The organism is Marinimicrobium sp. C2-29, assembly GCF_038419845.1.
In the GTDB taxonomy this organism is placed as follows: domain Bacteria; phylum Pseudomonadota; class Gammaproteobacteria; order Pseudomonadales; family Cellvibrionaceae; genus Marinimicrobium.
Genome location: NZ_JBCAQT010000004.1, coordinates 145,787 through 159,220, shown reverse-complemented (window position 1 = coordinate 159,220; position 13,434 = coordinate 145,787). Strand labels below are relative to the sequence as shown.

Here is a 13,434-nt window from a genome sequence, read left to right as displayed (position 1 = left end):
TCAATTCCCGTTAGCTGAAAGACAAAACCGTTGTATCAGGCCGCTCAATATATCCACCGAGGGTGCCAGCTGATCAATGGCAATGAACTCGTCCGGCTGGTGGGCCTGGTTGATGGAGCCGGGCCCCAGTACCAGGGTCTCCATGCCGAGCGATTGCAAAAAGGGCGCCTCGGTGGCAAAGGCGACACTTTCAGCGGTGTGCCCGGTGAGTTTTTCGCAGGCGCGCACCAGATCCGAGTCGCTGTCCTGCTCAAAGGCGTCGACTCCCTCGAACAGGGTGGAAAAAACAATGTCCGTGCCGCTCGTTTCCGCCAGCGGCGTCAGCCGTTGTTGAATGGCCTGGCGCAGATCCTCATTGTCCATGCCCGGCATGGGTCGCAGGTCGAAATGCAGCTCACATTCGGCGCAGATACGGTTGGGGTTGTCGCCTCCGTGGATGCAGCCCAGGTTCAGGGTGGGCACGTCCACCAGAAAGCCCGGGTTGCGGTAGCGACTCTGGAGCTCTCCGCGATAGGACAGCAACTCGCCCATGACCGCGTGCATGGTCTCCAGGGCGTTTTTCCCCAACGCGGGGTTGGAGGAGTGACCGCTGGCGCCCCTGACGCGGATGGACTCCATCATGATGCCTTTGTGCATGCGCACCGGGCGTAGCTCGGTGGGCTCCCCAATGACGGCATAGCGGCCTTTTGGGCGGCCCTGGTCAACCAGCGCCCGGGCGCCGCTCATGCTGCTCTCTTCGTCAGCAGTCGCCAGCACAATCAACGGCTGCTGTAGTGGTTCGCCGGCCAAGCGGTCGATGGCGGCCAATACGGCGGGAAAGAACCCCTTCATGTCCGTCGCGCCCAGGCCGTAGAGCTTGCCGTCGCGTTCGGTCAGGGTGAAAGGGTCGCTCTGCCAGCGGTTGTCGTCATAGGGGACGGTGTCCGTGTGGCCGGAGAACACCAGCCCACCCGGGCCTGAACCCAGCGTGGCGATCAGGTTGGCTTTGCCGGGGCGGTCGGCCAGAGGCAGAATCTCGGCGGTAAACCCGCGTGCCTCGAGCCAGCTCGCGATCAGCTCGATAACCGGAAGGTTGCTCATGTCCCAGTCGGGCGCCGCACAGCTGACAGAAGGCTGCGCCACCAGTTGCTGCAGTTGTTCGCGGTAACGGTTGAGATCGAAAGTCATACACGGCCAGAGTCAGAAAGTGTGTTGGCAGTGTAATACAGGAAGGGGGCCTGCGGTAGGGCGGGAGCGTTGGTGGGAAGAGCCCACCCTACCCATTCTGAGGGTAGGGTGAGCTCCGCCCGCTACTCAGGAGCGGTAGGGTGGGCTGCGCCCACCGCATGGAGTAAGTCCGCTTAACTGAACACACCCTTGAAGAAGAAGAAAAACAGAATCGCCAAACCGGCACCGGCCGGTAGGGTAATGACCCAGGACATGAAAATGGTGCCGACCACCCGCAGATTCAGTGCACCGATACCCCGTGCCAGGCCCACACCCAGCACGGCACCTACCAGGGTCTGCGTCGTGGAAACCGGCAGGCCGGTGCCCGAGGCGAGTACCACGGTGCCGGCCGCGCCCAGCTCGGCAGCGAAACCACGGCTAGGCGTCAGTTCGGTGATTTTCTTGCCAATGGTGGCAATCACTTTCCAGCCGTAAGTGGCCAGGCCGATGACAATACCGGCGGCGCCGAGCAATAGCACCCAAGCCGGGACTGCGGCGGTGGAGTTGACCGATTCGGTGCTGATGACGCTGACGACGGCGGCCAGGGGGCCAACGGCATTGGCAACGTCATTGGAGCCGTGGGCGAAGGCCATGGCACAGGCGGTGAAGATCATCAGAATGCCGAACACCCGCTCGACGCTGGTAAACCGATTGATGGCGTCCGCCGCCTCGTCCTGTTTGATGCTGCGCATCATGCGCATGCCAATCAGTGCGACCACGATGCCGATGACGGCGGAAATCAGGCCGCTTTCAAAGAAATTGGGGCTGAAAGTGGACTCTTTGAGAACATGCTTCAGGCCTTTCAGCAGGGTAACCATGGCGATCAGGAAGCCCACGGCAAACATATACAGAGGAATGTAACGCTTGGCGTTGCCGAAGGGGTCTTCGGTATTGAGAATCAGCTTCTGCACCGAGCGGAACAGCCAGAAGGAAACGGTCCCGGCGAGCAGTGGAGAAACCACCCAGCTGGCGACGATGGTGGTTACCTTGTCCCAGTCTACGGCATCCACCGAGACGCCAACGGCCGCAAAGCCGATGATCGCACCAATAATCGAGTGAGTGGTGGATACCGGCCATCCCAGAATGCTGGCAATCAATAGCCAGGTGCCGGCTGCCAGCAGTGCCGAGAGCATCCCGAACACCAGTAGCTCCGGAGTGTCGCTCAATAATGCCGGGTCAATGATGCCGCTGCGCACCGTGGCGGTAACAGAACCCCCGGCCAGATAAGCGCCCAGAAATTCGAACACCATGGCCACGAGAATGGCCTGTTTGATGGTCAGGGCCCGGGACCCCACGGAGGTGCCCATGGCGTTGGCGACGTCATTGGCGCCTACACCCCAGGCCATAAAAAGGCCAAAGACGCAGGCGAGGATCAGTAGTATGTGGCCGTATTCGGCGATTACGGTCATGAGGTTACCCCAGTCTTATTGATTGATTAGCGCGCCAGCAGGAGCTGCAGACGGCTACCTACGTCTTGTGCACGGTTGGCCAGATCTCCGATCCAGTCGATGACGCGGTACAGAAACATCACATCCACCGGCGGCAGATCCGCTTCCAGGTGGAAGAGCGTTGCGCGCATATCCACTTCCAGCTGGTCCGTTTTGCGCTCCAGGGCGTCCAGCTCCTGGATCATCTTCTCCACAATGGACAGTTCGTGGCCGCTGAAGCCGGTTTCCAGCAGCTCGTCCAGCTCATTGATCGCCACCAGTGCCTGGTCCGAGGCCTTGACCGCCGCGTTGACGTAGGCGACGGTCTTCTCCTGCATACTGGGCGGTATGGTCATCTTGCGCCCGAGCATGATGCCGGCAATATCTTTGGCGCAGTTGGCGATCTTGTCCTGCTGGCTCAACAGCTCCAGCAGATCTGTGCGTGGTACCGGCAGGAACAGGCTCTTGGGCAGGTGCAGGCGCAGCTGCTTTTTCAGGGCATCGGCTTCGTGCTCGAGGTCGGTAATGCGCTTCTGCACCGCCTCGGCCTGGTCCCAGTCATCGGCGATGACCCGGTCGAAGAAGCTCTCCAGCTCGGCCGCGGCCTTGACCGCTACCGCCATATGCTCCTGCATGGGCTTGATGGGCGAGCGCCCAAAAAGGTTGGAAAAAGGGTTGCTGATAGCCATGATGAAAGAGTCCCCTTTGCAAAAAGTGCGGGCAGTATAAAAAGTTCGGGGCCACGGGTCACCCCTTTAAATGACATTTTTGTGACAAAAGCCTCTGGCGTCGGCTGGCCAATCCATGTTTGGGGCGGCTCTGTGGTGTTGTCGGGTCCCAAGACAGGCTACAATCGGACGGACACTTTTCAGCCCGGAACTCTCTCTATGTCGCACACGGTCACCGCTCAGCATACTCTGGATCTGCGCCGTCTGGTGGACGACCTGGTGGCTGACGGGCGCCTCGCGCAGGAGGATGCCAATACCCTGCTGGGAGCGGCGCGCACCCGCGAGCAGGCCATGATGCACCCGTTGGCCTACATTGCCTCCCAGTCCCTGGAGGATCGCGCACGCCCGGGCAAGGTGCTCGACGGTGATACCCTCACCGGCTGGCTGGCGGAGAAGGCCGGCATGCCGGTGTTTCACATCGATCCGCTCAAGATCGACGTGCCCAAGGTGACCGAGGTGATGTCCTACGCTTTTGCCCGGCGCCACGGCATCCTGTGTGTGGATGTCACCCCGGAGCAGGTGGTGGTGGCCTGTACCCAGCCCTTTATTACCGGCTGGGAGCCCCAGCTTGAGCACGTGGCGCGGCGCAGTGTGCGCCGGGTGATCGCCAATCCGGCCGACATCGAGCGCCACATGGTGGAGTTCTACACCCTGGCGCGCTCGGTCAACCGGGCCAGTGGTGGGCCGGGCGCCAGTGGCGCGGGCAATTTTGAGCAGTTGGTGGATCTGGGCAGTTTCAGCGAGGACCCGGAAGCCAACGACCAGCATGTGGTCAAGATTGTCGACTGGCTGCTGCAGTACGCCTACGATCAGCGCGCCAGCGATATTCACATTGAACCGCGCCGGGAGGTGGGCCGGGTGCGGTTCCGGATCGACGGCGTTCTGCATCCGGTCTACGAGTTGCCGGCCAACGTGGCCAACGCCGTGACCAGCCGCTTCAAGGTGCTGGCGCGGATGAACATCGCGGAGAAGCGCAAACCCCAGGATGGCCGGATCAAGACCCGTCGCAGTGATGACAGCGAGGTGGAGCTGCGACTCTCCACCCTGCCCACCGCCTTTGGCGAAAAGCTGGTGTTGCGGATTTTCGACCCGGATGTGCTGCTGCGCAGTTTTGCCGACCTGGGGCTGGTGGGCGACGACTACCAGCGCTGGCGCACCATGTTGGAACGGCCCAATGGCATTGTCCTGGTCACCGGCCCCACCGGGTCGGGCAAAACCACCACGCTCTATTCCTCTCTGCGCCAGATCGCGACCGAGGAGGTGAACGTCAGTACGATTGAAGACCCCATCGAGATGGTGGAGGAGCATTTCAATCAGACTCAGGTGCACCACAAGATCGGGCTGGATTTTGCCGCCGGTATCCGCACCCTGATGCGTCAGGATCCGGATATCATCATGGTGGGCGAGATCCGCGATCTGGAGACGGCCCAGATGGCGGTTCAGGCGGCGCTGACCGGCCACCTGGTGCTGTCGACGGTCCACACCAATGATGCCCCGGCCACGGTGGCGCGTCTGCTGGATCTGGGTATTCCGCCCTATCTGATCAATGCCACGCTGCTCGGGGTGATGGCCCAGCGGCTGGTGCGCACGCTCTGCCCCCATTGCAAGGAGGAGGGTGAGATCACGGCCGATGATTGGCAGCAGTTGGTGGCGCCCTGGAAGGTGACGGTGCCGGAGAAGGTCTACCGGCCGGTGGGTTGTCTGGAGTGTCGCAATACGGGTTATCTTGGGCGGCAGGGGTTGTATGAGATTCTGCTGTTGTCGGAGACGGTGAAGGATAAGGTGGGTAATGAGACGAGTCTGCAGGAGTTGCGTCGGCAGGCGATGCGTGAGGGGATGCGTACGTTGCGTCTTTCCGGGGCGCAGAAGGTGGCGGCGGGGTTGACCACGATGGAAGAGGTGATGCGGGTGGCACCGCCGGCGGAGAGAGAACGCTGACTATGAGGACTTCGCGGCTGGCCCCGCCTTGGGGTAAGGCCTTCCAAGACCGTCAACCGCGGGACTAGTGTTGACGAGTTACAGGGATGTACTTGCCACGTGTCTTGGAAGGCCTTACCCCAAGGCGGCTCCCCAAGGTTCGTAGCCACTGAGAATATTCGGTTTCCTGAGAATTGAGAGTGAAGCATGTTTGATGAGAAGCAAGTCCCGGCCCCACTGCAAGAAGCGGCGCGCAAGCGCTTTGATGCCTTTGCTGAAAGCCTGAAGAGTAGTGAGCTGAGCGGTCCTGAATCCCAGTTACCCGACGATGTCACTCCTGAGGATTTCGCCGAGCAGATCAATCGGGCGTTTGCGGCCAGTGATTATATTGCCAAAACCTGCACTCAGCGGCCGGAGTTGTTGCTGGAGTTGGTGGAGTCCGGCGAGTTGTTCCGGCCGCTTGAAGATCTGGAGTATTCGGGGCTGAAGGAGGCGCTGGCCGGGTGCGAGAGCGATAGCGATCTGGATCTGGAACTGCGCCGTCAGCGTCAGCGGGCCATGGTGCGTATCATCTGGCGCGATCTGAATCGGCTGGCGGATATGCGCACGATTACCAATGAGTTGTCGCGCTTTGCCGAAGCGGCCATCCAGTACACCCTCGACTGGCATTTTGAGCAGATGAAGCCCCGCTGGGGCGTTCCCATGGGGAGCGAGTCGGGCACTGAGCAACCCATGATTGTTCTGGGAATGGGCAAGCTGGGCGCGCGTGAGCTGAATGTCTCTTCGGATATCGATCTGATTTTCGCCTTTCCCGAGACCGGGCAGACCGAGGGTGGTAAGCGCAGTCTCGACAATCAGGAGTTTTTCACGCGTCTCGGGCAACGGCTGATCAAGAGCCTGGATGCGCCCAGTGCCGAGGGCTTTGTGTTCCGGGTGGACATGCGCTTGCGGCCCTACGGCGACAGTGGCGCGCTGGTGTCGAGCTACGATGCCATGGAGGAGTACTACCAGAGTCAGGGTCGGGACTGGGAGCGCTACGCGATGATCAAGGCGCGCCCGGTGGCGGCCAGCGGTGTCGGGGCGGACGCGGCGGCGGACGAGTTGATGGTGCTGCTGCGCCCGTTTACCTATCGCCAGTACATCGATTTCAGCGTGATCGATTCCCTGCGCTCGATGAAGGGGCTGATCAGCCGTCAGGTGCAGCGCCGGGGTATGAGCCAGGACGTGAAGCTGGGCGAGGGCGGCATTCGGGAAATCGAGTTTGTGGTGCAGGTGTTCCAGCTGATTCGCGGCGGCCGGGATCCGCGTCTGCGCGAGCGCCAGGTGTGCGAGCTGTTGCCTCTGTTGGAGCAGGAGGACTTTCTGCCCGAGGGCAGTGGTGAGACCCTGCTGCGTGCCTATGAGTTTCTGCGCAATACCGAGCATGCGATCCAGGGCTATCAGGACCGCCAGACCCAGGCGCTGCCCTCGGATGATGAGGGGCGTCGGCGCATAGCCTGGGTCCTGGGTTATGACGACTGGGAGGCGTTCGAGGCCGAGCTCAACGCCCATCGGGAGCGGGTCAGTGCGGAATTCAAAGCCGTGATCGCTGACCCCGACGCCGATCAGGGAGCCACCGACGAGGAGCTGGAAGCCTGGGTTGCGCTCTGGGAGGGCAGTCTGGAGGGCGACGAAGCGGGTAAATGGCTCGCGCAGCAGGGTTTTAAACAGGATGCCGACCGGGTCCTGTCGCTGGTCAAGTCGGTACGCGAGAACCGACAGGTAATGTCGATGCAGGCGAGCAGTCGCGATCGCCTGGATGCCTTCATGCCGCGCCTTCTGGCCATGCTGGCGGAGAATGAGGCCGACGGCGAAGCGCTGGCGCGCATCGAGCCGCTGGTGGAGTCGGTGGCCCGTCGCAGTGCCTATCTGGTGCTGATGGTGGAAAACCCGGTGGCAATGCAGCAACTGGTGCGCTTGTGCGCGGCCAGTCCCTGGATTGCCGACGAGCTGGCCCGCTTCCCGGCGCTGCTGGATGAGCTGCTGACCCCCGAAAGCCTCTACGCACCGCCCGATATCGACGAGCTGCGCGATGAGCTGCGCCGCGATGTGCTGCGCCTGCCCTGGGACGATCTGGAAGGGCACATGGACACGCTGCGGTACTTCCGCTCGGCTCACGCCCTGCGCGTGGCAGCGAGTGAGGTGACCGGTGCCCTGCCGCTGATGAAGGTGAGTGACTATCTCACGCATATTGCCGAGGTGATTCTGGAGCATGTGCTGCAGCTGGCCTGGGAGCAGCTGGTCCTGCGCCACGGTCGACCCACCGGTGCCGATGGCGAGCCCGAGCAGGCGCCCAACTTCATTATCGTCGGCTACGGCAAACTCGGCGGCATCGAGCTCAGTCACGGCTCGGATCTGGATCTGGTGTTTGTCTATGACGCCGATCCCGAGGGGCGCACCGACGGCGAAAAGCCCCTGGATAACACCCTGTTTTACACCCGTCTGGGGCAGCGCATCATTCACATCCTCAACAGTCGGATGCCCTCGGGCAAACTCTATGAGGTGGACATGCGCCTGCGCCCCAACGGCGAAGCGGGGATGCTGGCCAACTCTCTGGCGGCGTTTGAAAAATACCAGCTCAACGATGCCTGGACCTGGGAGCATCAGGCGCTGGTACGTGCGCGGGTGGTCGCGGGGCACGATCAGCTGGCCCGGGATTTCAATCGTGTGCGGCGCGAGGTGTTGTGCCAGCACCGGGACGCGGAACCTCTGCGCGAGGAAGTGCTCAAAATGCGCGAGAAGATGCGCGAGCATCTGGGCAGCCAGAGCAAGTCCTCCGAGAAGGGCGAGGTATTTAACCTGAAGCAGGATGCGGGAGGTATCGTTGATATTGAATTTATGGTTCAATACGCCGTTTTAGCCTGGGCCGAGCAAGAGCCCGCGCTGACCGAGTATACCGACAACATCCGCATACTCGGTGCACTGGAACAGTCCGGCCGATTGAGCGCCGAATCCGTCGCTCAGCTGATCGAAGTCTACAAGACCTACCGATCGACCGGCCACCGCCTCGCGTTACAGCGCCAGGAGGCAGTCTTAGAGGGCGAAGAGCTTTTCGTCGACGAACGTAACCGAGTTACCGGCCTGTGGCGGCAACTGATCGAATCCCCTCAATGACCGGGGTTCAGCGTCAGCCGCTGCATTCACTTTTTTAGGAGTTGGCTATGTCATTTGCCGATCGCGACGGCGTTATCTGGCTGGATGGCGAACTGGTGCCCTGGCGCGATGCCAAGGTCCATGTTTTGACCCACACACTGCACTACGGCATGGGTGTGTTCGAAGGCGTGCGTGCCTATGAAAGCAGCGAGCGCGGTACCTGTATTTTCCGGCTCAAGGAGCATACCGATCGCCTGTTCCGCTCCGCCCACATCATGCGTATGGATCTGCCGTTTTCCAAGGATGAACTGAACGCGGCCCAGAAGCTGGTCGTGCGTGAAAACAAGCTGCAGGAAAGCTACCTGCGCCCCATGGCCTTTCTGGGCTCCGAGGGGATGGGGCTGCGCGCGGACAACCTCAAGGTGCACGTGATGATCGCCGCCTGGCACTGGCCGTCCTACATGTCACCGGAAGCGCGGGACATGGGAATCAAGGTGCGCACCTCAAGCTACACACGCCATCATGTGAACATCACCATGTGCAAGGCCAAAGCCAACGGCAACTACATCAACTCCATGCTGGCCCTGCGCGAAGCGCTGGACAGTGGCTGCGAGGAAGCGCTGTTGCTGGACAACGAAGGCTACGTGGCCGAAGGCAGCGGTGAGAATGTGTTCATCATCCGCGACGGGATCATCTACACCCCGGAGCTGACCTCCTGCCTGGACGGCATTACCCGCAACACCATCTACCAACTGGCGGCCGACTGCGGCTACGAAGTCCGGGAAAAGCGCATTACCCGCGATGAAGTCTATGTCGCCGATGAGGCCTTCTTTACCGGTACCGCGGCCGAAGTGCTGCCCATTCGCGAACTCGATGGCCGGGTGATCGGCGAGGGTAAGCGTGGCCCCATGACCACCCGTCTGCAATCGCTCTATTTCGATGCAGTCAAAGGCAAATTGCCCAATCATAGCGACTGGCTGGCGCCGGTCTACGACTAGCCGGTGCCGGGGCCTGTGGCCCCGGCCCGTCGATTTGCGGGGAGTTTGCGTCAGTTAATGGGAGCTTCATTCGACCAGCCGGTGGCGGCCAACCATTCGCGTACCCACCTTGTCAGGTTTGTCTCCTGGGCACTGCTCATTGGAGGCAGTATCAGTCTGGTGGTGCCCAGCGGCTACTCGCTGAGTCCTCTGCTTCTGTTCTTCTGCTCGGCGGTGCTGATCTGGCGTCGCCCGGGTCTGAACCTGACCCGCGACGACTGGTGCCTGGTGATTCTCATGGCGGGCTTTTTCGTTGTGAATGTCGCGCTCAACCTGGTTCACGGTTTATCGAGTCGTTACTACGAGGGGTACAGCCGTTTTTTACTGGCGTTGCCGATTCTCCTGTTGTTGCTGGCCTATCCGCCCCGCGCCGGCTTCTGGTGGGCGGGGGTCGCTCTTGGGGCCGTAGCCGGTGGCCTCTGGGCGGCCTGGAGCAAGCTGGCGGTCGACATGCCCCGGGTGGGCGGACACATGAACCCCATTCAGTTCGGCAACCTGAGCCTTCTGTCCGGCAGCCTCTGCGTGGCCGCCCTCGGCTGGGCCAATAGCCGCTCCCGGCCACGCCTCTGGGTGGCGCTGTTGTTGCTTGGCGCCCTGGGCGGACTGGTGGGTGGACTCTTCTCCGGTGCCCGCGGCGGCTGGCTGGCGGTGCCGGTACTCGCCGTTCTGTTTTATCTGCACTATCGCCGGTCGGTGCGCCGGCGCTATCTGGCGGTGAGCCTGGTCATTCTGGCGGTCCTGTCGGCGGGCCTTTACCTGACGCCACAAACCGGAATCCAGCAGCGCTTCGGTCTGGCACTCACCGAGCTTCGCAGTTACTGGCAGGAGGGACATACCCAGTCGTCGGTCGGGGTGCGCCTGGCCATGTGGCGCGGCGGGCTGGATATGGCGGCCGAGCGCCCGTTTCTGGGCTGGGGCGAAACCGACTACCTGCGCCCGTTGCAGGAGCGCGTCAGTCACCCCAGAACGCGCCGCCTGATCGGGCAGTTTGATCACCTGCACAACGATCTGCTGGATGTTCAGGTCAAGCGTGGTCTGTTGGGGACCCTGGGGGTGATTCTGATCTATCTGGTGCCGCTCTCGGTGTTCGCCCGCCGGCTTCAGGCGGGCTCGCAGGAGCATAAATCCTATGCCCTGGCCGGGGTGACACTGGTAGTGGCCACGGCCATGTTCGGGTTGACCCAGGCATTCCTAAACCACAATAGCGGTGTTACCGTGTATGCATTCACGCTGGTGGTACTATGGGCTCTGATGCGTCGCGAAGAGCGGGGATCCCGGGAGACATGACATGGTGACGGACGAGCAGGGCCACAAAACGGCCGAAGCGCAGAAGGTCGCCGAGGCTCCACGCAAAGCATCGAGCGGTTCGGAGTCCTCCCGCGACCGGATCTCGGCTGTGCTCATCGTCAAAAATGAAGTGCACAAGCTGAACGCCTGCCTGGACAGTCTGTCCTGGGCCGATGAAATTGTGGTGCTTGACGGTGGCAGCGATGACGGCACCGCCGAGCTGGCTCGCGAGCGGGGCGCCCGGGTCGAAGTGCGCTCCGACTGGGAGGGCTTTGGTATCCAGCGCCAGCGCGCCGAGGCTCTGGCGCAGTGCCACTGGATTTTCATGATTGATGCCGATGAGCGCGTCACGCCCACCCTGGAGCGCAGCATCCGACACGCGGTCAGCCAGGGGCCGGCCATCTGGGAAGTCAATCGGCTCTGTTGGTGTTTTGGTCGTCACATCCGCCACTCCGGTATGCATCCGGACTGGGTGCCGCGCCTCTACCCCCGCGGGCGGGCCGAATATGACCAGACCCGGGTGCACGAGCGCCTGCGCAACCCGAAAAAACTGCCGCTGCGTCGGCTCGACGGCGTACTCATGCACCACCTGTATGACAGTGTTCGCCATCAGGTGCAGAAGTCGGCTCATTACGCCGAAGAGTGGGCGCTGGAGCGCGCCTCGGCCGGTCGCACCGCCTCGCTCGCCTCGGCCGTGGGGCACGGGTGCTTCTGCTTTGTGCGCATGTACCTTTTGCGTGGCGGTTTTCTGGACGGTCGTCCGGGATTTCTGCTGGCGCTGTTGATGTCCCATGGAACCTTCATAAAATACGCCGACCTCTGGGTACGCACCCGCACCCGGACCAGCCCTTCGGAGGATGCCCCTGAATATGAGCGATAAAGGCGCGCCGCCCGCCGCCCCGGATGAACGCTTGCGGCAGACCGATACCGCTTCACTGACGGTGTACCTGCGACTGTTGGCCTACCTGAAGCCCTATTGGGGCCTGTTTGCCATCAGTGTGGTCGGGTTTGTTCTCTACTCGGCCTCTCAGCCCGCCATGGCGCAGTTCATGGAATACCTGCTGAATTTCATCGACGATGAGGCGCGCGGTCCCGCCTATATTCCCTCGGCCATCATCATCGGCATTGTTCTGGTACGCAGTCTGGGCGCCTTTCTGGGCAACTATTTCATCTCCCAGGTCTCCTTTCGCATTGTGCACACCCTGCGCCTGCAACTGTTCGAGCATATGGCGCATCTGCCCGGTCAGTACTTTGACCGGCACAGCTCCGGGCATCTGATGTCGGTGATCACCTACAACGTCAATGGCGTGACCACCGCGGCCACCAACGCGCTCAAAACCCTGGTGCGGGAGGGCGCCACCGTCCTGGCGCTGATGGGCTATCTGCTATACAAGGACTGGCGGCTGACACTGCTGTTGCTGCTGGTGACCCCGGTGATTGCGGTACTGGTGAACTATGTGGGCAAACGTCTGCGGCGCCTGAGTGCCCAGGTGCAGCACAGCATGGGCGACATCACCCAGGTGGCCTCGGAAATGATCCACGGCTATCGGGTGATGCGCAGCTTTGGGGGCGAGGAATACGAGAAGCGACGCTTCAATCAGGCCAGCTGGCGCAATTACCTGCAGAACATGAAAATTGTTCTGACCTCCTCACTCAATACCCCCATCCTTCAGATGCTGGTGGCGCTGTCCATGGGGCTGCTCCTGCTGGTGGCGCTGACGGTCATGGAGCTGGATGACCCCGGGGCGTTCGTGGCTTACTTTATTGCCGCCGGCATGGTGCTCAAGCCCCTGCGCCAGCTGAGTGAGGTCGTGCCCACCATCCAGAAGGGCGTGGCCGCCGCCGACAGTATTTTCCAGCTGATGGATGAACCTCCGGAGCGCGATACCGGCGAATACCGCGTGACCCGGGCCCAGGGCGATGTGCGTTTCGAGAAGGTGAGTTTCCGCTACAGCCCGGATGATGAACTGGTGCTGCGGGATATTGATCTGGATGTGAAGGCCGGGGAGGTGATTGCACTGGTGGGCCGCTCCGGCAGCGGCAAGACCACGCTGGTGAGTCTGTTGGCGCGTTTTTACGATCCCAGCGAAGGTCGCATCCTGCTAGACGGCCGCCCCCTCACCGACTACCGGCTGGATAACCTGCGCGAGCAGGTGGCGCTGGTGAATCAGAACGTGGTGCTGTTCAATGATTCGGTCGAGGGCAACATTGCCTACGGCGGGCTGTCGGTGACCGATCCGACCAGCGTGCGCGAAGCCGCCAGGGCGGCCCATGCCGATGAGTTTATCGAGCAGTTACCCCAGGGGTACGACACCCTGATTGGCGAAAGCGGTACCCGGCTGTCGGGCGGCCAGCGCCAGCGTCTGGCCATTGCCCGGGCGATTCTCAAAGACGCCCCGATCCTGGTGCTCGATGAGGCGACCTCGGCGCTGGATACCGAATCCGAGCGGCACATTCAGGCGGCACTGGAGCAGGTGATGCAGGGGCGTACCACCTTTGTGGTGGCCCACCGACTCTCCACCATCGAACGGGCCGACCGGATTGTGGTCATGGGAGAGGGGCGCATTCTCGAGGTGGGCAGCCACAGCGAGCTGCTGGCCCGGGACGGGCAATATGCCCGCCTGCATTCCATGCAGTTTCGTGACGAATAAACAGCCGTGAGGAACCGTGCGTGGTGATGAATGAACAGCCGCGACGCAC

General features: G+C 61.9%; 9 protein-coding genes. 6 read left to right on the top strand and 3 right to left on the bottom strand.

Annotated elements, in window-relative coordinates:
* The 3 genes from argE to AAE484_RS05560 all read right to left on the bottom strand — a co-directional run bounded on the left by argE (position 1) and on the right by AAE484_RS05560 (position 3,322).
* Complete coding sequence (gene argE / locus AAE484_RS05570) at positions 1–1,167, bottom strand: acetylornithine deacetylase (protein WP_341937355.1); 1,167 nt, start codon at positions 1,165–1,167, stop codon at positions 1–3.
* Positions 1,168–1,340: 173 nt separating this feature from the next.
* Positions 1,341–2,615 (bottom strand): inorganic phosphate transporter, encoded by a 1,275-nt coding sequence (locus tag AAE484_RS05565; RefSeq protein WP_341937354.1) that lies wholly within the window; start codon positions 2,613–2,615, stop codon positions 1,341–1,343.
* 26 nt (positions 2,616–2,641) lie between these two features.
* Positions 2,642–3,322, bottom strand: coding sequence for a TIGR00153 family protein (locus AAE484_RS05560; protein WP_341937353.1), 681 nt, complete (start codon positions 3,320–3,322; stop codon positions 2,642–2,644).
* Between the two features lie 198 nt (positions 3,323–3,520).
* On the opposite strand from AAE484_RS05560, the gene AAE484_RS05555 reads away from it, so the two are divergent.
* The 6 genes from AAE484_RS05555 (at position 3,521) to msbA (ending at position 13,385) form a co-directional block, all read left to right on the top strand.
* Positions 3,521–5,299, top strand: a complete 1,779-nt coding sequence (locus tag AAE484_RS05555; protein ID WP_341937352.1) for a GspE/PulE family protein — start codon at positions 3,521–3,523, stop codon at positions 5,297–5,299.
* Positions 5,300–5,485: 186 nt separating this feature from the next.
* Positions 5,486–8,431, top strand: a complete 2,946-nt coding sequence (gene glnE, locus AAE484_RS05550) for a bifunctional [glutamate--ammonia ligase]-adenylyl-L-tyrosine phosphorylase/[glutamate--ammonia-ligase] adenylyltransferase (protein ID WP_341937351.1) — start codon at positions 5,486–5,488, stop codon at positions 8,429–8,431.
* 47 nt (positions 8,432–8,478) lie between these two features.
* On the top strand, positions 8,479–9,408 hold the full coding sequence (locus tag AAE484_RS05545) for a branched-chain amino acid transaminase (protein WP_341937350.1): 930 nt from the start codon (positions 8,479–8,481) through the stop codon (positions 9,406–9,408).
* Between the two features lie 57 nt (positions 9,409–9,465).
* Positions 9,466–10,734 carry an O-antigen ligase family protein gene (locus AAE484_RS05540; RefSeq protein ID WP_341937349.1) on the top strand — a complete coding sequence of 423 codons (1,269 nt, stop codon included), beginning with the start codon at positions 9,466–9,468 and terminating at the stop codon, positions 10,732–10,734.
* A gap of 1 nt (position 10,735) precedes the next feature.
* A complete protein-coding gene (locus tag AAE484_RS05535) occupies positions 10,736–11,614 on the top strand; it encodes a glycosyltransferase family 2 protein (protein ID WP_341937348.1) in 879 nt (292 codons plus the stop codon).
* On the top strand, positions 11,604–13,385 hold the full coding sequence (gene msbA, locus AAE484_RS05530) for a lipid A export permease/ATP-binding protein MsbA (RefSeq protein WP_341937347.1): 1,782 nt from the start codon (positions 11,604–11,606) through the stop codon (positions 13,383–13,385). Before AAE484_RS05535 ends, msbA begins: the two co-directional genes overlap by 11 nt.
* Positions 13,386–13,434 lie beyond the last annotated feature (49 nt).

What these genes read in the sequence shown, in the direction of transcription:
- AAE484_RS05560 (WP_341937353.1), bottom strand. Translation starts at nt 3,322, where the DNA reads ATGGCTATCAGCAACCCTTTTTCCAACCTTTTTGGGCGCTCGCCCATC.
- msbA (WP_341937347.1), top strand. Translation starts at nt 11,604, where the DNA reads ATGAGCGATAAAGGCGCGCCGCCCGCCGCCCCGGATGAACGCTTGCGG.
- AAE484_RS05540 (WP_341937349.1), top strand. Translation starts at nt 9,466, where the DNA reads ATGGGAGCTTCATTCGACCAGCCGGTGGCGGCCAACCATTCGCGTACC.
- AAE484_RS05535 (WP_341937348.1), top strand. Translation starts at nt 10,736, where the DNA reads ATGGTGACGGACGAGCAGGGCCACAAAACGGCCGAAGCGCAGAAGGTC.
- AAE484_RS05565 (WP_341937354.1), bottom strand. Translation starts at nt 2,615, where the DNA reads ATGACCGTAATCGCCGAATACGGCCACATACTACTGATCCTCGCCTGC.
- glnE (WP_341937351.1), top strand. Translation starts at nt 5,486, where the DNA reads ATGTTTGATGAGAAGCAAGTCCCGGCCCCACTGCAAGAAGCGGCGCGC.
- argE (WP_341937355.1), bottom strand. Translation starts at nt 1,167, where the DNA reads ATGACTTTCGATCTCAACCGTTACCGCGAACAACTGCAGCAACTGGTG.
- AAE484_RS05555 (WP_341937352.1), top strand. Translation starts at nt 3,521, where the DNA reads ATGTCGCACACGGTCACCGCTCAGCATACTCTGGATCTGCGCCGTCTG.
- AAE484_RS05545 (WP_341937350.1), top strand. Translation starts at nt 8,479, where the DNA reads ATGTCATTTGCCGATCGCGACGGCGTTATCTGGCTGGATGGCGAACTG.